This window comes from Pseudomonas sp. JAI111 (assembly GCF_024809425.1).
Lineage (GTDB): Bacteria > Pseudomonadota > Gammaproteobacteria > Pseudomonadales > Pseudomonadaceae > Aquipseudomonas.
Genome location: NZ_JANUCB010000001.1, coordinates 979,326 through 998,257 on the forward strand (window position 1 = coordinate 979,326; position 18,932 = coordinate 998,257).

Sequence of the window (18,932 nt, forward strand, 5' to 3'; positions counted from 1 at the left end):
GGACATAACAAGAACGAAATCCCCTAGCAGGAGAGCAGCATGAAGCAGACGCAATACGTGGCTCGCGAGCCCGATGCGCAAGGTTTTATCGACTACCCCGCCGAAGAACACGCGGTGTGGAACACGCTGATCACTCGCCAACTGAAAGTGATCGAGGGTCGTGCGTGCCAGGAATACCTGGACGGTATCGAAAAACTCGGTCTGCCCCACGACCGCATTCCGCAACTTGGCGAAATCAACAAAGTCCTCGGCGAAACCACCGGGTGGCAAGTTGCCCGGGTGCCGGCACTGATCCCCTTCCAGACCTTCTTCGAATTACTGGCCAACAAGCAGTTTCCGGTGGCGACGTTTATCCGCACCCGTGAAGAGCTGGACTACCTGCAAGAGCCGGACATTTTCCACGAGATCTTTGGCCACTGTCCGCTGCTGACCAATCCCTGGTTCGCCGAATTTACCCACACCTACGGCAAACTTGGCCTACAGGCTTCCAAGGAAGAACGCGTGTATCTGGCGCGCCTGTACTGGATGACCATCGAGTTCGGCCTGGTTGATACCGAGCAAGGCCTGCGTATCTACGGCGGCGGCATTCTCTCTTCGCCGAAAGAAACCGTTTACTGCCTGTCGGACGAGCCTGAACATCAAGCCTTCGATCCGCTGGAATGCATGCGCACGCCGTATCGCATAGACATCCTGCAACCGCTGTACTTTGTCTTGCCGAACCTCAAGCGCCTGTTCGATCTGGCCCATGAAGACATCATGGGCATGGTCAAGCAAGGCATGCAGTTGGGCTTGCACACTCCCAAATTTCCGCCCAAAGCTGCTTGATCCGCAGCTTTTAGAATCAAGTGAGCCTGTCAGGACCCGACGCTTTGGTTTAGCGTGGGGGTACTGACGGTCGAATTCCAATAATCAGATTTCAGGAATCTCATCATGTCCACATTGAACCAAGCCCACTGCGAAGCCTGCCGCGCCGATGCCCCTCAGGTCAGCGACGAAGAATTGCCGGTACTGATCAAGCAGATCCCCGACTGGAACATCGAAGTTCGCGACGGCGTCATGCAGCTGGAAAAAGTTTTCCTGTTCAAGAACTTCAAGCACGCGCTGGCGTTCACCAACGCGGTCGGTGAAATCTCCGAGGCCGAAGGTCACCACCCGGGCCTGCTGACCGAGTGGGGCAAAGTCACCGTGACCTGGTGGAGCCACTCCATCAAGGGTCTGCACCGTAACGATTTCATCATGGCCGCACGCACTGACGAAGTGGCCAAGGACGCCGAGGGCCGCAAATAATGCATTTTGACGCCATAGGTCGAGTGCCCGGCGACCCGATTCTCGGCCTGATGGAGGCCTATGCGCAGGACCCTAATCCGCGCAAATTCGACCTTGGCGTGGGTGTCTATAAAGACGCCCAGGGCCTGACCCCGATTCCCCAGTCCGTGAAGCTCGCCGAGCAGCGCCTGGTGGATCGCCAGACCACCAAGACCTACATCGGCGGCCACGGTGAACCCGCCTTCGGCAAAGCGATCATTGAATTGGTGCTCGGCACCGATTCGCCGCTGATCGCTGAAAAACGCGCTGGCGCCACCCAGACACCGGGGGGCACCGGCGCGCTGCGTCTGAGTGCGGACTTCATTGCCCAATGCCTGCCCGGCCGTGGCGTGTGGCTGAGCAACCCGACCTGGCCGATCCACGAATCCATTTTCGCGGCGGCCGGGGTCAAGGTCAGTCATTACCCGTACGTCGGCAGCGATAACCGCCTCGATGTCGACGCCATGCTGGCCGTTCTCAACGAAGTGCCGAAGGGCGATGTGGTGCTGCTGCACGCCTGCTGCCACAACCCGACCGGTTTCGACCTGTCCCATGACGACTGGCGCCGCGTGCTGGATGTGGTGCGCAGCCGCGACCTGGTGCCGCTGATTGATTTCGCTTACCAGGGTTTCGGCGATGGCCTGGAACAGGATGCCTGGTCGACCCGTCTGTTCGCCGACGCGTTGCCGGAAGTGCTGATCACCAGTTCCTGTTCGAAGAACTTCGGCTTGTACCGCGACCGTACCGGCGCGCTGATTGTCTGTGCGAAAACCGCTGAGAAGCTGGTGGATATCCGCAGCCAGTTGGCCAACATCGCCCGTAACCTGTGGTCGACACCACCGGATCACGGTGCCGCCGTGGTCGCGACCATCCTTGGCGATCCGGAGCTGAAAAGCCTCTGGGCCGACGAGGTGGAAACCATGCGCTTGCGCATCGCCCAATTGCGCAGCGGTCTGCTGGAAGCACTTGAGCCGCACGGTTTGCGTGAGCGCTTTGCGCACATGGGCGTGCAACGCGGGATGTTTTCCTACACTGGCTTGTCGCCGGCGCAGGTCAAACAGCTGCGTGATCACCACAGCGTTTATATGGTTGGCACCGGCCGGGCCAACGTCGCCGGAATCGACGCAACCCGCCTGGACCTGCTGGCCGAGGCGATTGCCGAAGTCTGCAAGTAACCCCCGTCCTCCACTGATCGTACTGATCGTTCCCACGCTCCGCGTGGGAATGCAGCCCGGGACGCTCCGCGTCCCAGCCAAAGCCGAACGCGGAGCGTCCGTTGAGGCATTCCCACGCGGAGCGTGGGAACGATCATCTGGGTCACCCCTCTCGACCTGTCTAGACAATCCCATCCGTCGAAACAAATGGATATAAAAGTCTATTTGTCATTTCTCCTGCTGTATCCTGCCCAAGCTTTGTAAAAGCGCGGATCTACCAGATCTATCAACAGACTTTGCGAGGAGCGCGAAACATGCACGAGATCCCTAATCTCCCCTTCCCAAGCCTGCACGAAACTGAGCAGACAACCACGCAACAAGCCGGCGCCCAACAGCCCGAGCCGAAGGAAGCCACTGAACGCCGCCAGGCTGACAGCGAAGACTGAAACACCCGCAATGCCAGACCGTGTGGAAAGCGCTAACATGCGCTTTCCACACCGCCTGAACCGCGAGTTCGACACCATGAGCGATGATTTCACTGAAACCCAAGCCAGCGTCCTGATCGGCACCGCCGAGAAGATGATCGAGATCTGGAATCGCCTTTCCCCCGAAAAACAAGCCACGCTGCTCGCCCGTTTCGGTAGCGAAGAAAACGCCCTGGCCGCCCTGGTCACGACGCAACTGGTCGCCCCCACCAAAACCTGACTTACGCCACCCGGCAAATAGTTTTACTTTTTCCACGCCCCTCGGCCGCCCGCGCCGGTATCATAAGCAGCCTATCTATCCTGCTTTCCCGTGGACCTTTACCCATGTCTGAAAACCAGCGCCCCCTGGCGGTCACGCTGCAAGTCGTTTCCATCGTTCTGTTCACCTTCATCGGCTACCTCAATATCGGCATTCCCCTGGCCGTATTGCCCGGCTACGTCCACAGCGACCTGGGCTTTGGCGCCGTGATCGCAGGGCTGGTGATCAGCGTGCAATACCTGGCCACCCTGCTCAGCCGGCCTTACGCCGGGAAAATCATCGACAATAAAGGCAGCAAGCTGGCGGTGATGTACGGCCTCGCCGGCTGCGGCTTGAGCGGTGTGTTCATGCTGATCTCTGCCTGGACCCAAAGCTTGCCGATGCTGAGCCTGATCAGCCTGTTGATCGGCCGACTGGTGCTCGGTAGCGCGGAAAGCCTGGTGGGTTCCGGTTCGATTGGCTGGGGCATTGGCCGGGTCGGCGCGGCGAACACCGCCAAGGTGATTTCCTGGAACGGTATCGCCAGCTACGGCGCGCTGGCGGTCGGCGCACCGCTGGGGGTGCTGTTGGTCAGTCAGTTGGGCTTGTGGAGCATGGGGGTGAGCATTGTGCTGCTGGCCGTCCTCGGTCTGACGCTGGCCTGGCCGAAAACCGCCGCGCCGATTGTGGTCGGCGAACGGCTGCCGTTCATGCACGTGCTCGGTCGGGTGCTGCCGCACGGTTGCGGCCTGGCACTGGGCTCGATTGGTTTCGGCACCATTGCCACTTTCATCACCTTGTATTACGCCACGCAACACTGGAACAACGCGGTGCTGTGCCTGAGCCTGTTCGGCGCCAGCTTCATTGGTGCGCGGCTGCTGTTCGGCAACCTGATCAACCGCCTCGGCGGCTTTCGCGTGGCAATTGCCTGCCTGTCGGTGGAAACCCTGGGCTTGTTGCTGCTGTGGCTCGCACCGGATGCGCATTGGGCGTTGGCCGGCGCGGCATTGAGCGGTTTCGGCTTCTCGCTGGTATTTCCGGCGCTGGGGGTTGAAGCGGTCAACCTGGTGCCCGCCTCCAGCCGTGGCGCGGCGGTCGGTGCCTATTCGTTGTTCATCGATTTGTCGCTGGGGATCACCGGACCGCTGGCCGGTGCGATTGCCGCAGGCTTTGGTTTTGCCTCGATCTTCCTGTTCGCCGCGTTCGCTGCGTTGAGCGGATTGGCACTCAGCGTGTACCTGTACCGGCAGGCGCCAAAGTATCGGGAAGAACGCGACGCCGGCTAGAAATCCACTTTGCCGCGCCCGGCCTTGATGCTGCCACGCTTGGTCTTGGATTCGAGCCGGCGCTTCTTCGAACCGAGGGTCGGCTTGGTCGGACGACGTTTCTTTTCGACCTTGGTAGCGCTGAGAATCAACTCGACCAGCCGCTCCAGCGCATCCGCGCGATTGGCTTCCTGCGTGCGGTATTGCTGGGCCTTGATGATCAACACGCCGTCACTGGTGATGCGACTGTCGCGCAGCGCCAGCAGCCGCTCCTTGTAGAACTCGGGCAAGGACGATGCCGCAATGTCGAAGCGCAGGTGCATGGCGCTGGAGACTTTGTTGACGTTCTGCCCACCAGCCCCCTGGGCGCGAATGGCCGTCAACTCGATCTCGGCATCCGGCAGATGCACATTGTTGGAAATCACCAGCATGGAAAAGCGTCCGTATTCAGAACGTGCAGGATACCGCGAATCAGATCCCCGGTACGCCGAAGATCCCTTGTGGGAGCGGGCTTGCTCGCGAAGGCGGTGAATCAGGCGATGTTGATGTCGACTGACACACCGCCTTCGCGAGCAAGCCCGCTCCCACAGGGGATTTGTGTAAACCCATAAAACAACAAACCCGGCACATGGCCGGGTTTGTTGTTTCTGCGTGCTGCGCTTACTTCACGTTTGCCGCGTGCAGGGCATGTTGCGCACTGCGTTTGTTCTTGATGCCGTAGCAAACCCACATGAACGCCACCCACACCGGGATCGCGTACACCGAGATCTGAATCCCCGGGATCAGCAGCATCACGCAAAGAATGAACACCACGAACGCCAGGCAGATGTAGTTCCCGTACGGGTACCACAGGGCCTTGAACAGCGGCGTCTGCTTGGTCTTGTCCATGTGCTGGCGGAACTTGAAGTGCGAGAAGCTGATCATCGCCCAGTTGATCACCAGGGTCGCAACCACCAGCGACATCAACAGTTCCAGCGCGTTTTGCGGAATCAGGTAGTTGAGCAACACCGCGATCAGCGTCACCGCCGCCGACGCGAGGATCGAACGCACCGGCACGCCGCGCTTGTCGATTTTCGACAACACTTTTGGCGCATCGCCCTGCTCGGCCATGCCCAGCAGCATGCGGCTGTTGCAGTAGGTGCCGCTGTTGTAGACCGACAACGCAGCGGTCAGCACCACGAAGTTGAGGATGTGCGCGGCGGTGTTGCTGCCGAGCATCGAGAACACCTGAACGAACGGGCTACCGCTGTAGGAGTCGCCAGACGCGTTCAAGGTAGCCAGCAGGCTGTCCCAAGGGGTCAGCGACAACAGAATGACCAACGCACCGATGTAGAAAATCAGGATCCGGTAGATCACCTGGTTAATGGCTTTGGGGATCACGGTTTTCGGTTTGTCAGCTTCGGCGGCGGTGAAACCGAGCATTTCCAGGCCACCGAAGGAGAACATGATGATCGCCATCGCCATCACCAGACCGCTCACGCCGTTCGGGAAGAAGCCGCCGTGAGACCACAGGTTACTCACCGAGGCTTGCGGGCCGCCGTGGCCGCTGACCAGCAAGTAGCTGCCCAACGCGATCATGCCGACGATCGCCACGACCTTGATGATCGCGAACCAGAACTCGGCCTCGCCAAAGACTTTGACGTTGGCCAGGTTGATCAGGTTGATCAAGACGAAGAAGCCGGCGGCGGAAACCCAGGTCGGAATGTCCGGCGCCCAATAGTGGATGTATTTGCCGACGGCAGTCAGCTCCGACATGCCCACCAGAATGTACAGGATCCAGCAGTTCCAGCCCGACAGGAAGCCGGCGAAACCGCCCCAGTATTTGTGCGCGAAGTGGCTGAAGGATCCGGCCACGGGCTCTTCGACGATCATTTCGCCGAGCTGGCGCATGATCATGAACGCGATGAAGCCGCAGATGGCATAGCCGAGGATCATCGACGGACCGGCGGATTTGAGCACGCCGGCCGAGCCGAGGAACAACCCTGTACCGATCGCGCCACCGAGGGCGATCAATTGAATATGGCGATTTTTCAGGCCGCGTTTCAGCTCGCCTGAATGCGAGTTTTGTCCACTCATGAAAAGGGTCTCACGCAAGGTTTGATGATGTTCAGTAGACGTTGCTGCTCAATTGCACTTTCAAGCAGCGCCGATCAAACCCCAGCGCAAGCACCAGGAGTTCAGCGTATTTACTACGGTCATGCGTCACCTGTTTGTTTTTATCTGTGACGAAATCGAACCCGACACGCTCGTGACGCGACGGAGTGAACAAGGCGGATAGCCTCGAAATTTGCGCATTTGCGCAGGAGGTCACAGGTAAAACGCGGCGCATTGTACACCTGTAACCCCCTGCTGCCAGACACCACTGGATCAGCGTGTCATTTGCCGGGATTGCCTGTGTCCGCCCCGAGCGTCTCGGGCGGCTGCATAAATAGGATCAGACCTTTGCAGGTCATCGACGGGAGCAACGATTAAATCGCCCCACGGGGAGAGATGAAGATGAGTCACGGCGTTCATTGCGCCTCCTTCTTGTTATGCACCTGCACGGCAGGCATGGGGCGCATCTCACCCTTCCGGAGCGCCTGAAACAAGCCGCCCAGAGCCCTGCAAGCGAGTTAAACGGTGTCAGGACGGCAGGTTTTCCTTACAGGCTTGCCGTGTCCGTCAATCCAAGGGGTTTGAAGGGCATTTTCGTCAGCATTTCTTTACAAGCCGTAACGTAAATATTCCACATCAGATCCCTTCGCCGGACGACTGCAAATTGACGGTGGGACGCTTCTGACGGAAAAGGTCGAGTTAGTTTTTTGTTTTCTATTAATAAATTCGCCGCCTAAAAACAGAATAAAAAGTTCAAATAAATCTTATTTAATTATTTTTTTGCAATTTAAAAAGCCCTGAACTAGGTTTTCAGCGACTTGCCGAAACGCATCAACCGGCAAGTTGGCGCGTTATTCAATGACTGAAAAATGCGTCGCTGCACTTACCGAAAAAGTCATCTAGGAGATTCACAATGCAAGCACTTGAAAAAGACTTGGACACTGAACTGCAACTGGACGATTGGTTTGAAGCACCGACCCATGAAGCCGCCGTTGAAATGATGCAAGCCGACGCGGTTGTTCCGTTCGGCACGGCGATGTGGCCTTTGTAAGCCATCCTGGCGGGCATAATCCGGCCGGTTGTGCCCGCCACTTTTCTCGGTTTGTCAGGGAGGACTACATGGATAAGCAACGCGCCATTTCGCATTTCCTTTACTACCTCGAACATCACCCTGCCCTTGCCGGCCTTCATCCGGCGAAGGTCTTGCTGGGCCATACGGCTGATTACGAGGCGCTGACCGGTGCCATCGTCGAACAGGCCACTGGCAGACAGCCATTTTGTTTCAGCACCCTGCGCCTGGACCTCGAACCGACAGAAACGCTGGCCCAGGCGATTGTCGACAGCGACCTGTACATTTTCTTCTATGACTCTTCCACCCTTGCCAATCCACGGCCCGAAGGCCCGGAGTTTGTCCGCGCGCTGCAAGGCGTCATGGCCGAGAACTGGAAGAAGTCGCTGCTGTTCAAGGATTACGGCGATTACTTCTACGACACTTTCAGTGTCACGCCGCAACGTATTGCCGGGTTGAACAGCCACTTGATCCAGCGCATGTCGCAGGCGACAACCCTGAGTTTCAAAGATGATCTTGGCTCGTGGTTTGAAACACCGCTGAGCAGCATCAAGAAGTGGACCGACATCAACGGTGTCGGCAACTTTGACCTGGCCCCCGGTGAAATCGCGACGCACAGCGAAGCCATTAATGGCCGGGTAAAGTTTATGGGGACGTTCCTCAGCACCATCCCGTTTGCCCGCAAATACGGCGTATTGGAATCACCGCTGGAGTTGTGGATCGAGAACTCGACCATCAGCAAGATCGCCACGGACGTGCCGGGGCTGGAACATGACTTCAACAAATACCTGGATGCCAACCCATCGAATCGGCGGATCGAGGAGCTGGGGATTGGCACCAACGAAGGCGTGAAGGCGCTATACGCGCGCAATGCCGGGTTTGAAGAGCGCCATTGCGGGTTGCATCTGGGGTTGGGTGGCGGGGCCAAGGGCAGCCATCATCTGGACCTGATTTTTTCCAGCGGCGTGTTGGCGCTGGATGATGAGCCGGTGTTTGATGGGCGATTTGTGTTTTAACCACAAAGCAGGCGGTGTCACTACGGGCCTCATCGCGAGCAAGCTCGCTCCCACAAGTGACCGCGTTGTCTCATGGAAATGCGATCCACTGTGGGAGCGAGCTTGCTCGCGATGAGGCCAGAACAGTCACCACCTTACTTAAAGACAGACAAAAAAAACGCCAACCCGAAGGTTGGCGTTTTTTTATGGGCGCTTACCGATTACTCAGGCTTGCGACGACCAAAGCCCGGGCGCTGGCCCGAACCGGCTGGTGCACCGCGACGCTTGCCCGATGGCGCGTCCTTGTCGACCAGAACGATGCCTGGGCGTTTCTTCGGCGCTGGCTTGGCCGGGCGCTTGGTGTCCGAAGGACGGTCTGCCACAGGCGTACCGCGACCTGCTGGAGCACCGCGATCACTGCGACCACCGCTTGGCGCACCGCGGCCTTCGCCACGTTCAGTGCGGCCATTGGCCGGACGCGGCGTGCGTGGACCGCGCTCGCCATCGGCACGCGGTGCCACTGGCTTGCGGGCCGGACGCTCGCCTTCGATCTTCGGCTCACGTGGAGCACGTGGACCGGCAGCCGGGGCGCCAGCAGCTGGGCGCAACGTACGCACGCGCTCGGTCTTGCCGACCGGACGGGACGATTTGCGCTGCATACGCTCAAGCTTGTCTTTGCTCTTGGCGTTCATCTGCGGCATGGCCACCGGGGTCAGGCCCACTTCAGCACTCAGGATGTCGACTTCGTACTGGCTCATTTCGCGCCAGCGACCCATCGGCAGGTCGGAGTTGAGGAACACCGGACCGAAACGCACGCGCTTCAGACGGCTGACCACCAGGCCCTGGGATTCCCACAGGCGACGGACTTCGCGGTTGCGACCTTCCATCACCACGCAGTGATACCAGTGGTTGAAACCTTCGCCGCCCGGAGCCTGCTTGATGTCGGTGAACTTGGCCGGGCCGTCTTCGAGGACGACGCCTGCTTTCAGACGCTCGATCATCTCATCATCGACTTCACCACGTACACGTACCGCGTATTCACGGTCCATTTCGTAGGACGGGTGCATCAGGCGGTTAGCCAACTCACCGTCGGTGGTGAACATCAGCAGACCGGTGGTGTTGATGTCCAGGCGACCGATGTTGATCCAGCGGCCTTCTTTCGGCTTCGGCATTTTGTCGAACACGGTCGGACGGCCTTCCGGGTCGTCACGGGTGCAGATTTCACCGTCGGGCTTGTTGTACATGATCACGCGGCGTACCGACTCGGCGGCTTCTTCGCGCTTGATCACCTTGCCATCAATGGTGATGGCGTCATGCAGGTCGACGCGCAGGCCAAGTGTGGCGTCTTTGCCGTTGACCTTGATGCGGCCATGACTGATCCAGGCTTCTACGTCACGGCGCGAGCCGACGCCGATACGGGCGAGGACTTTCTGCAGCTTTTCGCCTGCTGGGCCGATTTCCTGGTCGTCTTTCTGGTCGTTGATACTCATCTGGGCACCTCCCGGTGTGGTCTGTTCAGGCGGCCCATGATTGAGCGTCCTGAAGCGATGTAAAACTGTTACTTTTTTGAAGAGCTTGGGCGTAGGGATCGCCGAAGGGTCGCGAATCATACGCTCATGGGAGCGTTTGCGCATCAGAGACTAGCTGATGATTGCCTGCTTATTTGCTTTTACGCCGAACGGCGCCGCCGAGTTTGTTCAACCTGAGCGCCGACTCCGCGAGCACTGTGCGCTTGTCAGCCTTGTCGAGTTTCTTCCAGGCCCTGATCTCGCGCTTGCTGCGGCCACAGCCGAGGCAGATGTCGTCGTTGAATTTGCAGAGACTGATGCAGGGGTCTTTGGTAGAACTCATCAAATACTCCAGACAACACAAACCCCTTGTGGGAGCGGGCTTGCTCGCGAATGCGGTGGGTCAGTCGACATCTTTGTTGCCTGACCCACCGCATTCGCGAGCAAGCCCGCTCCCACAGGGATTTCTATTGTTCTCAGGGTTGAGGTCAGTCGTCGAATTCGCGGCGTTCGGCTTCGATTGCTTCGGCCAAGGCCCGGGCTTCGGCTTCTTCGTCGCTCAATTCGGGCTCGGGTTTCGATTGTTCGAGAGCGGCGACAGCAGCCAGGAGTTTCTCTCGCGCTTCGGCGACACCGAGGACGTCGTCTTCCCGCTCTTCTTCCGGCTCCTCTTCGACTGTGGCTTCAGGCTCAGGATGAAGTTCAACTTCAATTTCCGGCTCCGGCCGCTCCAGCACTTCTTCAGTCTCAGTCAACGCGCCATCGCGCAAAATGTCGTCGAAGTCGGTCTTGAGCCCCTCCTCCATGGTGTCCAGTTCCAGCAACAGCGTATGGAAACTGGTTTCTTCCTTGGGCTCTTCCGGCTCGGCACTGGCGTCGGCCAGTTCCTGCAAGCTGGCCGGGACTGGCGCGTCGTCGAAGTCGAGCACCGGATCAGGCTCCAGCTCACGCAAGTCAGCCAGTGGCGGCAAATCGTCGAGGTTTTTCAGGTTGAAGTGATCGAGAAAAGCCTTGGTGGTAGCGAACATCGCCGGTTTGCCGGGCACGTCACGGTAACCGACGATGCGGATCCACTCGCGCTCCAGCAAGGTTTTGACGATGTGACTGTTGACCGCCACGCCCCGCACGTCTTCGATTTCGCCCCGGGTGATCGGCTGTCGATAGGCGATCAGGGCGATGGTTTCGAGCATGGCGCGCGAATACCGCTGCGGGCGTTCTTCCCACAGTCGTCCGACCCAAGGCGAAAACTTTTCGCGAATCTGCAGGCGATAGCCGGAGGCCACTTCCTTCAGCTCGAAGGCGCGACCGTCGCAGGACTTGGCCAGAATCGTCAGGGCTTTCTTGAAGACCGGCGGCTCCGGTCGCTCGCCCTCTTCGAAGAGTTCGAAGAGGCGTTCCAGCGATTGCGGTTTTCCCGAGGCCAACAGAAAGGCTTCAAGCAGTGGCGCCAGCTCGCGGGGTTCAGTCAGGTTCATGATTCAACTCGTTATTCGGCTCGGGCTCGCACGTGGATCGCCGCGAACGGCTCATTCTGCACCAGCTCGACCAAAGATTCCTTGACCAGTTCAAGGATCGCCATAAACGTCACCACGACCCCCAGGCGTCCTTCTTCAGCGGTGAACAGCTCGACGAAGGGCACGAAACCGCCGCCCTTGAGCCGATCCAGCACGTCGCTCATGCGCTCGCGGGTCGACAGCGCCTCGCGGCTGACCTGGTGACTTTCGAACATGTCGCCACGGCGCAGGACTTCGGCCATGGACAACAACAGCTCTGACAGGCGCACGTCCGGCAACAGTTTGCGCGCCCGGGCTTCGGGGGCATCGAGCTTGGGCACGACCACGTCGCGCCCGACCCGGCTCAGGCCATCGATGCCTTCGGCGGCAGCCTTGAAGCGTTCGTACTCCTGCAAGCGCCGGATCAGCTCGGCACGCGGGTCCTCTTCTTCGTCTTCGATGGTTTCGGCACGCGGCAGCAACATCCGCGACTTGATCTCGGCCAGCATCGCGGCCATCACCAGGTACTCGGCGGCCAGCTCCAGGCGCACCGACTGCATCAACTCGACATACCCCATGTACTGACGGGTGATTTCCGCCACCGGGATGTCGAGGATGTTGATGTTCTGTTTGCGGATCAGGTACAGCAGCAGGTCGAGGGGACCTTCGAAGGCTTCGAGAAAAACCTCGAGTGCGTCCGGCGGGATGTACAGGTCCAGCGGCATTTCCATGACCGCCTGGCCATAGACCATGGCGAAGGGCAGCTCCTGCTGGGCGCCGGCCTGACTGTCAACGGGTTCTACTGCGGACATCTACGCCTCGGCCATGAACGGCGCAGGGTCGCCGCAACCCACGCGGATCACTTCCGGCTCGCCGTCGGCGAGGTTGATCACGGTGGACGCCTTGATCCCGCCGAAACCGCCATCGATGATCAGGTCGACCTGATGCTCGAGCACCTGGCGCATTTCGTAAGGATCGGTCATCGGTTCGGTTTCGCCGGGCAGGATCAGGCTCACGCTCATCAGCGGCTCACCGAGCTCTTCAAGCAGCGCCAGGGCTATCGGATGGCTTGGCACCCGCAGGCCGATGGTGCGTTTTTTCGGATGCAGCAACAGGCGCGGGACTTCGCGGGTGGCGTTCAGAATGAAGGTGTACGGCCCCGGCAGGTGCGCCTTGAGCAAGCGGAACAGGCCGGTGTCGATCTTGGCGAACAGCCCCAGCTGCGACAGGTCGCTGCAAATCAGCGCGAAGTTGTGCTTGTCGTCCAGCCCGCGCAACCGGCGCACGCGCTCCACGGCGTTCTTGTCGCCGATCTGGCAACCAATGGCGTAGGACGAGTCTGTGGGATAAATCACCACCCCGCCTTTGCGGATGATCTCGACAGCCTGCTTGATCAGGCGCGCTTGCGGGTTTTCCGGATGAATCTGGAAAAATTGACTCACATTCTCTACCTGTTCAGACGACGGCAATAATTGGGTCATGTTTGAATCGACACCACAGTGGTGGCAGATCCTCCGGGAGCGGGCGATATTCACCGATCTCGGACCAGCCTCCAGGGCCATGAAAATCACTGCCGGCGCTGACCAGCAGACCGAACTCACGGGCGAGAATCGCCAGGCTGCCCACTTGTTCGGCGGGCTGATGGCCATTGACCACTTCGATAGCGTGGCCCCCTGCTTGAATATAGTCAGAAATCAGCCGGCGACGCTTGCTGCGTGTGAAATCGTAGTGCCACGGATGCGCCAGGCTGACCCAGGCTTGCGCGGCCCTGAGGGTTTCAACCGTGTCTTCAAGGGTCGGCCAGTGTTGCTTGACGTCGCCCAGCTTGCCGGCGCCCAGCCATTTGCGGAACGCTTCGGCGCGATCCTTGACGAAACCTTCACGCACCATCCAGTCGGCGAAATGCGGTCGGGCCGGGGCATTGCCGCTGTCACCCAGCTCCTGCTGCATGGCCCGGGCACCGTCCAGCGCTCCCGGCATGCCTTTCAGCGCCAGCTTGCGGCTTATTTCTTCGGACCTTAGCCAGCGGCCATCGTGCAATTTGGCGATGGCCTCGACCAACGGTGCGGCATTGACATCAAACCCGTAGCCCAGCACATGAATGGTCGCCCCACCCCAAGTGCAGGACAATTCCACGCCATTGACCAGTTGCATTCCCAGTTCGGACGCAGCGGTGCGGGCCTCATCGAGGCCTTCGAGGGTGTCGTGATCGGTCAAGGCCAGGACTCGCACGCCTTTCTCGTACGCACGCGCAACCAGAACTGCCGGCGCGAGTGCGCCATCGGAAGCGGTGCTATGGCAGTGCAAATCGACATTCACGGGGATGTGTTACCTCAAATCAGCTGACGCTATCGCGCGCCCATATGTTTGTTATTATGCCGCCACATCCTGCTTCTGGCTGCCACTGTGAAACAATTCATCGATTTCATCCCGCTTCTGCTGTTTTTCATCGTCTTCAAGATCGATCCACGGGTCGTCGACGTCGCCGGCCATGAAGTGACTGTAGGCGGTATTTACAGCGCCACCGCGATGCTGATCATCAGTTCCCTGGTGGTTTACGGCGCGCTGTTCATCAAGCAGCGCAAGCTGGAGAAGAGCCAGTGGCTGACCCTCATCGCCTGCCTGGTGTTCGGTAGCCTGACCTTGGCATTCCACAGCGAGACCTTCCTTAAATGGAAGGCGCCGGTGGTCAACTGGCTGTTCGCTCTGGCCTTCATTGGCAGCCACTTCATCGGCGACCAACTGCTGATCAAGCGCATCATGGGCCACGCACTGACGCTGCCGGACCCGATCTGGACGCGCTTGAACATCGCCTGGATCGGGTTTTTCCTGTTTTGCGGTGCCGCCAACCTGTTCGTCGCGTTCACGTTCCAGAGCTACTGGGTCGACTTCAAGGTCTTCGGCAGCCTGGGCATGACGTTGCTGTTCCTGGTCGGCCAGGGCATTTACCTGTCCCGCCACCTGCATGACACCGATACCACAACGCCAAAAACCGAGGACTGACATGCTTTACGCAATCATTGCCACAGACGTTGCCGACTCCCTCCAAGCCCGCCTGGCCGCACGGCCTGCACACCTTGAGCGCTTGCAAGTGCTCAAGGGCGAAGGGCGTATCGTGTTGGCCGGTCCGCACCCGGCGGTCGACAGCAATGATCCGGGCGCCGCGGGTTTCACCGGCAGCCTGATCGTCGCCGAGTTCGACTCCCTGAGCGCGGCACAAGCCTGGGCCGATGCGGATCCTTACGTCGCCGCAGGCGTCTACGCCAACGTTTCGGTCAAGCCGTTCAAGCAAGTCCTGCCATAAAGTCCTGCCTCGCGGTGAACCTTGACGGTTCATCGCGCTCTCAACGCTCATTATTCTCGTTTGACGGCCGACAACCTGCCCAATACTCGTATTGGAATCAGGAGTGGCGATGCGCAAAGGTCCGTTGTGTCTGATGTTGATGACGTTGTCGATTGTGGCCCCTGTCCACGGTGAGGAACGCGCCGAGGGCGCCGGTTCGACGCCGTTGTCATTGAGCGCCGGCAGTCAGATCACCGAGTTGCAACAACGCTTGAAAGCTAGCGAACAGCAACGAGAAGAACTGAGCAAACAACTGCAAAATACCGATAACGAACGTGAAAGCGCTCAACTGACCCGGTTGCGCCAAGAGAATCAGCGCCTCAAGCTGCAACTCAAGGAAACCCAGGCCAGCAACCCGATGCCACGCCTGCTGACCGATCAACAGCAGTGGTTCGTCATTGGCGCCGCAGTTGCGCTTTTGGCGCTGCTCTGCGGTATCTTCGCCAGCGGTGCCACGAGAAAACGTAGGCAATGGCTAAATTGAGTGAGTCATGAGCGAGCTGTTATTAATTGATGATGACCAGGAGCTGTGTGAGCTCCTGAGCAGTTGGCTGAGCCAGGAAGGCTTTCAGGTCCGCGCCTGTCACGACGGCCAGAGTGCCCGCCGGGCGCTGGCCGAAACGTCTCCGGCAGCCGTGGTGCTGGACGTGATGCTGCCCGATGGCAGCGGCCTTGAGCTGCTCAAGCAACTGCGCAGCGACCATCCCGACTTGCCGGTGCTGATGCTCTCGGCCCGAGGCGAACCACTGGATCGCATTCTCGGCCTGGAACTGGGCGCCGACGATTACCTGGCCAAGCCGTGCGACCCGCGGGAACTGACAGCCCGTCTGCGCGCCGTATTGCGCCGCAGCCATCCGGCGGCCGCGTCGAGCCAGCTCGAACTGGGCGACCTGTGTTTCAGCCCGGTGCGCGGTGTGGTCAGCATCGACGAACAGGAATTCACCCTCACCGTTTCCGAAAGCCGCCTGCTCGAAGCTTTGCTCAAGCAACCTGGCGAGCCGCTGGACAAGCAGGAACTGGCGCAAATCGCCCTCGGTCGCAAATTGACCCTGTACGACCGCAGCCTGGACATGCACGTCAGCAACCTGCGCAAAAAGATCGGTCCGCACCCCGATGGCCGTCCACGCATCGTTGCCCTGCGTAGTCGCGGTTATTACTACAGTCTGTAAGATTTGTCAGGTCAGTACAAAATCGTCTTTACTCAAGCTTTACGCTGCGCTGACCGCCGCTTACCTTGATCCTCGTAATCTGTACTCATCCGGAACGTACCGGGAACGAGACAAGGAGATACACCATGCGCAAGACTCTTATCGCTCTGATGTTCGCTGCCGCCCTGCCGACCATTGCCATGGCTGCGCCTGAAGGTGCCGGCCCGATGGGTGGCCCGATGGACGGTTCGCACCACGGCGGTCAGATGCACGGCATGCACGGCAAAGGCCCGTATAGCCAGCTCGACCTGAGCCGCGAACAGCGCGACCAGATCCGCAAGATCATGGGCGAGCAGATGCACGAGCGTAAGCAACTGGTCGAAAAATACCTGGAAAAACTCTCGCCAGCCGACCAGAAAGCCATGAAAGACGAAATGGCCGCCAACCACAAGAAAGCCGAAGCCGACGTGCGTGCCCTGCTGAAACCGGATCAACAGAAGAAATTCGACGAAATCCAGAAAAAACAGGCTGAGCGTCGCGCCGAATGGGCTGAGTTCAAGGCCTGGAAAGCGCAGCAACAGCAACAGCAGCAACAGCAGCAACAGCCAAAAGCGCAATAATGCGTTAACTCCGGACCCGACGGCTAAACCCGTCGGGTCTTTTGCCACTCAATTTTTAATGTGGGAGCGAGCCTGCTCGCGATGGCGGTGTGTCAGGCAAATATTTGTTGACTGATACACAGCCATCGCGAGCAGGCTCACTCCCACACTGGTTTGTGATTGTTCGAGGATTTCCTGTGCGCTCATTGTTCTGGCGTATTCTGGCCAGCTTCTGGCTGGCCATCGCCCTGGTTGCGGGGCTGTCCATTCTGCTGGGGCACATGCTTAACCAGGACGCGTGGATACTCAGTCGCCACCCGGGCCTCAATAACCTGGCCGAACAGTGGACGCAAACCTACGAATCCCAGGGCGAGGAAGCGGCCCAGGACATTCTGGAACAGCGCAAACGCCAATATCACATCGACGTTCAAGTGCTCAACGAAAGCGGCGATCCAGTGGTGCGCGGCACGTTCCCCCGTCGTGCCGCAGCCTTCGAAGCACGGCAGAACAATGACGATCGGCGCCTGCCATGGCGGCGTCTGACCGCCGAATACACCAGCGACAAAACCGGCGACACCTACCTGCTGATCTACCGTATCCCACACCCTGAACTGGACGCCTGGCACCGCGAAAGCCTGCTCTGGCCGTTGAGCGCATTGGGTATCGCCCTGGTAGTGCTGACCCTTTTCAGCCTGTTCGTCACCCTGTCCATTACGCGTCCGCTGAGTCGCTTGCGCGGCGCGGTGCATGATCTGGGGCAAACCACGTATCAGCAGAACAGCCTGGTAAAACTGGCCAACCGCCGCGATGAATTCGGCGTGCTGGCCAACGATTTCAACCGCATGGGTGCGCGCCTGCAAAGTCTGATCAGCAGCCAGCGGCAATTGCTGCGCGATGTGTCCCACGAATTGCGCTCCCCCCTCGCCCGACTGCGCATCGCGCTGGCACTGGCCGAACGGGCAACGCCCGAGGAACGGGAAAAACTTGCGCCGCGCCTGACGCGCGAGTGCGATCGGCTGGAAGCGTTGATCAGTGAAATTCTGGTGTTGGCGCGAGTCGATGCAGACAACGCCAGCGCTGAAGACGTTGATCTCAATGCCCTGCTCAACACTCTGCAAAAGGATGCTCAGTTGGGTTCGCCGGAGCAGAACGTCCACCTCGAGGCCGAACCGCAGCTGAACCTCAAGGGTTGGCCGACGATGATTGAACGCGCCGTGGATAACCTGCTGCGCAACGCTCAGCGATTCAACCCGGTGGGTCAGGCGATTGAAATGCAGGCGGTGCGTCAGGGCGAGCGGATCGTGGTCAGCGTGCGTGACCATGGGCCGGGGGTCGATGCCGGGCACTTGAGTCAGCTGGGCGAACCGTTCTACCGGGCTCCCGGGCAAACAGCACCCGGACATGGCCTCGGGTTGGCGATTGCGCGCCGGGCGGCAGAACGACATGGCGGGGCCCTGGTGCTGGCCAACCACCCGGATGGCGGGTTTATCGCCAGCCTGGAATTACCGTTGGTGCCCGGAGTCACCTCTTAACTGACGGAGATAGAGAACGCGCTGATGATCGTTCCCACGCTCCGCGTGGGAATGCCTCAAGGGACGCTCCGCGTTCCAATGGGACGCAGAGCGTCCCGGGCTGCATTCCCACGCAGAGCGTGGGGAACGATCTTTACTGACCAGGCCAAGCGCTGACGAATTCGGCCAGATCAACCTTCTCCGCCACACGCGGTTCTTTCTGCGGCGTGCCGAGATAGAGAAACGCGATGACCTGTTCACCCTCCGCCAACCCCAACCCTTTGGCGACATGCGCCGAATAGGCCAGATCACCTGTGCGCCACACCGCGCCAATGCCTTGCGCATACGCGGCCAGCAAAATCCCGTGGGCCGCGCATCCAGCTGCCAGCAATTGCTCGGACTTCGGATACTTGATGTGATCCTGCAACCGCGCGATCACCACGACCACCAACGGCGCGCGCAATGGACCATTACGCGCCTTGTCCAGCGCCGCTTCCGACACGTCGCTGTCCTGCAGCTTCGCCGCCTCAGCCAGCAACTCGCCCATCTGCTCACGCGCCGCGCCTTCGACTGTCAGGAAGCGCCAAGGCTGCAAGTGGCCGTGGTCGGGTGCGCGCATCGCGGCGGCGAACAGCACTTCGCGTTGTTCTGCGGTGGGTGCCGGGTCGATCAGTCGTGGAACGGAAACACGGTTGAGCAAAGCGTCGAGAGCCTGCATCGGCCAC

Annotated in this window: 23 protein-coding genes; 14 read left to right on the plus strand and 9 right to left on the minus strand. The window is 59.6% G+C overall.

Features of this window, described 5'->3' with window-relative positions:
- Positions 1-39: 39 nt before the first annotated feature.
- From phhA to HNR03_RS04690, 6 genes are all read left to right on the plus strand, one after another.
- Positions 40-825, plus strand: a complete 786-nt coding sequence (gene phhA, locus HNR03_RS04665; protein WP_222585208.1) for a phenylalanine 4-monooxygenase — start codon at positions 40-42, stop codon at positions 823-825.
- Between the two features lie 105 nt (positions 826-930).
- Positions 931-1,287: a 4a-hydroxytetrahydrobiopterin dehydratase gene (locus tag HNR03_RS04670; protein ID WP_060541364.1), complete on the plus strand. Its 357-nt coding sequence runs from the start codon at positions 931-933 to the stop codon at positions 1,285-1,287.
- Positions 1,287-2,480, plus strand: coding sequence for an amino acid aminotransferase (locus tag HNR03_RS04675; protein WP_405046036.1), 1,194 nt, complete (start codon positions 1,287-1,289; stop codon positions 2,478-2,480). Before HNR03_RS04670 ends, HNR03_RS04675 begins: the two co-directional genes overlap by 1 nt.
- Positions 2,481-2,773: 293 nt before the next feature.
- On the plus strand, positions 2,774-2,905 hold the full coding sequence (locus tag HNR03_RS04680; protein WP_010461912.1) for a hypothetical protein: 132 nt from the start codon (positions 2,774-2,776) through the stop codon (positions 2,903-2,905).
- 76 nt (positions 2,906-2,981) lie between these two features.
- Positions 2,982-3,164 carry a hypothetical protein gene (locus tag HNR03_RS04685; protein ID WP_090188525.1) on the plus strand — a complete coding sequence of 61 codons (183 nt, stop codon included), beginning with the start codon at positions 2,982-2,984 and terminating at the stop codon, positions 3,162-3,164.
- Between the two features lie 104 nt (positions 3,165-3,268).
- On the plus strand, positions 3,269-4,468 hold the full coding sequence (locus tag HNR03_RS04690; protein ID WP_259151171.1) for an MFS transporter: 1,200 nt from the start codon (positions 3,269-3,271) through the stop codon (positions 4,466-4,468).
- Here HNR03_RS04690 and arfB read toward each other — a convergent pair.
- Positions 4,465-4,878: an alternative ribosome rescue aminoacyl-tRNA hydrolase ArfB gene (arfB, locus tag HNR03_RS04695; protein ID WP_090181465.1), complete on the minus strand. Its 414-nt coding sequence runs from the start codon at positions 4,876-4,878 to the stop codon at positions 4,465-4,467. The genes HNR03_RS04690 and arfB overlap by 4 nt on opposite strands.
- 229 nt (positions 4,879-5,107) lie before the next feature.
- Positions 5,108-6,523, minus strand: a complete 1,416-nt coding sequence (locus tag HNR03_RS04700; RefSeq protein ID WP_259151172.1) for an amino acid permease — start codon at positions 6,521-6,523, stop codon at positions 5,108-5,110.
- 931 nt (positions 6,524-7,454) lie between these two features.
- Here HNR03_RS04700 and HNR03_RS04705 point away from each other — a divergent pair.
- Both HNR03_RS04705 and HNR03_RS04710 read left to right on the plus strand, forming a co-directional pair.
- Entirely contained in the window at positions 7,455-7,592 is a 138-nt protein-coding gene (locus tag HNR03_RS04705) for a hypothetical protein (protein ID WP_167360483.1), read from the plus strand.
- Between the two features lie 68 nt (positions 7,593-7,660).
- Positions 7,661-8,626 carry a leucyl aminopeptidase gene (locus HNR03_RS04710; RefSeq protein WP_259151175.1) on the plus strand — a complete coding sequence of 322 codons (966 nt, stop codon included), beginning with the start codon at positions 7,661-7,663 and terminating at the stop codon, positions 8,624-8,626.
- A gap of 200 nt (positions 8,627-8,826) precedes the next feature.
- Here HNR03_RS04710 and rluB read toward each other — a convergent pair whose 3' ends face one another.
- The 6 genes from rluB to HNR03_RS04740 all read right to left on the minus strand — a co-directional run bounded on the left by rluB (position 8,827) and on the right by HNR03_RS04740 (position 13,925).
- Positions 8,827-10,095 (minus strand): 23S rRNA pseudouridine(2605) synthase RluB, encoded by a 1,269-nt coding sequence (gene rluB, locus HNR03_RS04715; protein WP_090181460.1) that lies wholly within the window; start codon positions 10,093-10,095, stop codon positions 8,827-8,829.
- A gap of 169 nt (positions 10,096-10,264) precedes the next feature.
- On the minus strand, positions 10,265-10,456 hold the full coding sequence (locus HNR03_RS04720) for a DUF1289 domain-containing protein (protein ID WP_259151179.1): 192 nt from the start codon (positions 10,454-10,456) through the stop codon (positions 10,265-10,267).
- Positions 10,457-10,601: 145 nt separating this feature from the next.
- Entirely contained in the window at positions 10,602-11,588 is a 987-nt protein-coding gene (gene scpB, locus HNR03_RS04725; protein ID WP_259151181.1) for an SMC-Scp complex subunit ScpB, read from the minus strand.
- 11 nt (positions 11,589-11,599) lie between these two features.
- Complete coding sequence (locus HNR03_RS04730) at positions 11,600-12,358, minus strand: ScpA family protein (protein WP_222590357.1); 759 nt, start codon at positions 12,356-12,358, stop codon at positions 11,600-11,602.
- 60 nt (positions 12,359-12,418) lie between these two features.
- Positions 12,419-13,048, minus strand: a complete 630-nt coding sequence (locus HNR03_RS04735) for an L-threonylcarbamoyladenylate synthase (RefSeq protein WP_222585200.1) — start codon at positions 13,046-13,048, stop codon at positions 12,419-12,421.
- Positions 13,049-13,061: 13 nt separating this feature from the next.
- On the minus strand, positions 13,062-13,925 hold the full coding sequence (locus HNR03_RS04740) for a PHP domain-containing protein (RefSeq protein WP_222585199.1): 864 nt from the start codon (positions 13,923-13,925) through the stop codon (positions 13,062-13,064).
- Positions 13,926-14,012: 87 nt separating this feature from the next.
- Between HNR03_RS04740 and HNR03_RS04745 the strand changes: the two genes are divergently transcribed.
- From HNR03_RS04745 to HNR03_RS04770, 6 genes are all read left to right on the plus strand, one after another.
- Positions 14,013-14,609, plus strand: coding sequence for a septation protein A (locus tag HNR03_RS04745; protein WP_259151185.1), 597 nt, complete (start codon positions 14,013-14,015; stop codon positions 14,607-14,609).
- 1 nt (position 14,610) lies between these two features.
- Positions 14,611-14,910 carry a YciI family protein gene (locus HNR03_RS04750; protein WP_222585197.1) on the plus strand — a complete coding sequence of 100 codons (300 nt, stop codon included), beginning with the start codon at positions 14,611-14,613 and terminating at the stop codon, positions 14,908-14,910.
- Between the two features lie 109 nt (positions 14,911-15,019).
- Entirely contained in the window at positions 15,020-15,433 is a 414-nt protein-coding gene (locus tag HNR03_RS04755) for a translation initiation factor 2 (RefSeq protein WP_259151188.1), read from the plus strand.
- Between the two features lie 7 nt (positions 15,434-15,440).
- Complete coding sequence (locus tag HNR03_RS04760) at positions 15,441-16,118, plus strand: response regulator transcription factor (protein WP_259151191.1); 678 nt, start codon at positions 15,441-15,443, stop codon at positions 16,116-16,118.
- A gap of 125 nt (positions 16,119-16,243) precedes the next feature.
- Positions 16,244-16,717: a Spy/CpxP family protein refolding chaperone gene (locus HNR03_RS04765; RefSeq protein WP_259151194.1), complete on the plus strand. Its 474-nt coding sequence runs from the start codon at positions 16,244-16,246 to the stop codon at positions 16,715-16,717.
- A 176-nt stretch (positions 16,718-16,893) separates the two neighbouring features.
- Positions 16,894-18,228, plus strand: coding sequence for a cell wall metabolism sensor histidine kinase WalK (locus tag HNR03_RS04770; protein ID WP_259151197.1), 1,335 nt, complete (start codon positions 16,894-16,896; stop codon positions 18,226-18,228).
- 133 nt (positions 18,229-18,361) lie between these two features.
- On the opposite strand, the gene HNR03_RS04775 is transcribed toward HNR03_RS04770, so the two are convergent.
- Positions 18,362-18,925, minus strand: a complete 564-nt coding sequence (locus HNR03_RS04775; RefSeq protein ID WP_259151199.1) for an NAD(P)H nitroreductase — start codon at positions 18,923-18,925, stop codon at positions 18,362-18,364.
- Positions 18,926-18,932: the final 7 nt, after the last annotated feature.

Coding starts and splice junctions, on each gene's coding strand:
- HNR03_RS04730 (WP_222590357.1), bottom strand. CDS start 12,358: ATGGTCTATGGCCAGGCGGTCATGGAAATGCCGCTGGACCTGTACATC.
- HNR03_RS04705 (WP_167360483.1), top strand. CDS start 7,455: ATGCAAGCACTTGAAAAAGACTTGGACACTGAACTGCAACTGGACGAT.
- rluB (WP_090181460.1), bottom strand. CDS start 10,095: ATGAGTATCAACGACCAGAAAGACGACCAGGAAATCGGCCCAGCAGGC.
- HNR03_RS04675 (WP_405046036.1), top strand. CDS start 1,287: ATGCATTTTGACGCCATAGGTCGAGTGCCCGGCGACCCGATTCTCGGC.
- HNR03_RS04710 (WP_259151175.1), top strand. CDS start 7,661: ATGGATAAGCAACGCGCCATTTCGCATTTCCTTTACTACCTCGAACAT.
- HNR03_RS04680 (WP_010461912.1), top strand. CDS start 2,774: ATGCACGAGATCCCTAATCTCCCCTTCCCAAGCCTGCACGAAACTGAG.
- scpB (WP_259151181.1), bottom strand. CDS start 11,588: ATGAACCTGACTGAACCCCGCGAGCTGGCGCCACTGCTTGAAGCCTTT.
- HNR03_RS04670 (WP_060541364.1), top strand. CDS start 931: ATGTCCACATTGAACCAAGCCCACTGCGAAGCCTGCCGCGCCGATGCC.
- HNR03_RS04700 (WP_259151172.1), bottom strand. CDS start 6,523: ATGAGTGGACAAAACTCGCATTCAGGCGAGCTGAAACGCGGCCTGAAA.
- HNR03_RS04775 (WP_259151199.1), bottom strand. CDS start 18,925: ATGCAGGCTCTCGACGCTTTGCTCAACCGTGTTTCCGTTCCACGACTG.
- HNR03_RS04685 (WP_090188525.1), top strand. CDS start 2,982: ATGAGCGATGATTTCACTGAAACCCAAGCCAGCGTCCTGATCGGCACC.
- HNR03_RS04690 (WP_259151171.1), top strand. CDS start 3,269: ATGTCTGAAAACCAGCGCCCCCTGGCGGTCACGCTGCAAGTCGTTTCC.
- HNR03_RS04760 (WP_259151191.1), top strand. CDS start 15,441: ATGAGCGAGCTGTTATTAATTGATGATGACCAGGAGCTGTGTGAGCTC.
- arfB (WP_090181465.1), bottom strand. CDS start 4,878: ATGCTGGTGATTTCCAACAATGTGCATCTGCCGGATGCCGAGATCGAG.
- HNR03_RS04750 (WP_222585197.1), top strand. CDS start 14,611: ATGCTTTACGCAATCATTGCCACAGACGTTGCCGACTCCCTCCAAGCC.
- HNR03_RS04755 (WP_259151188.1), top strand. CDS start 15,020: ATGCGCAAAGGTCCGTTGTGTCTGATGTTGATGACGTTGTCGATTGTG.
- HNR03_RS04765 (WP_259151194.1), top strand. CDS start 16,244: ATGCGCAAGACTCTTATCGCTCTGATGTTCGCTGCCGCCCTGCCGACC.
- HNR03_RS04720 (WP_259151179.1), bottom strand. CDS start 10,456: ATGAGTTCTACCAAAGACCCCTGCATCAGTCTCTGCAAATTCAACGAC.
- phhA (WP_222585208.1), top strand. CDS start 40: ATGAAGCAGACGCAATACGTGGCTCGCGAGCCCGATGCGCAAGGTTTT.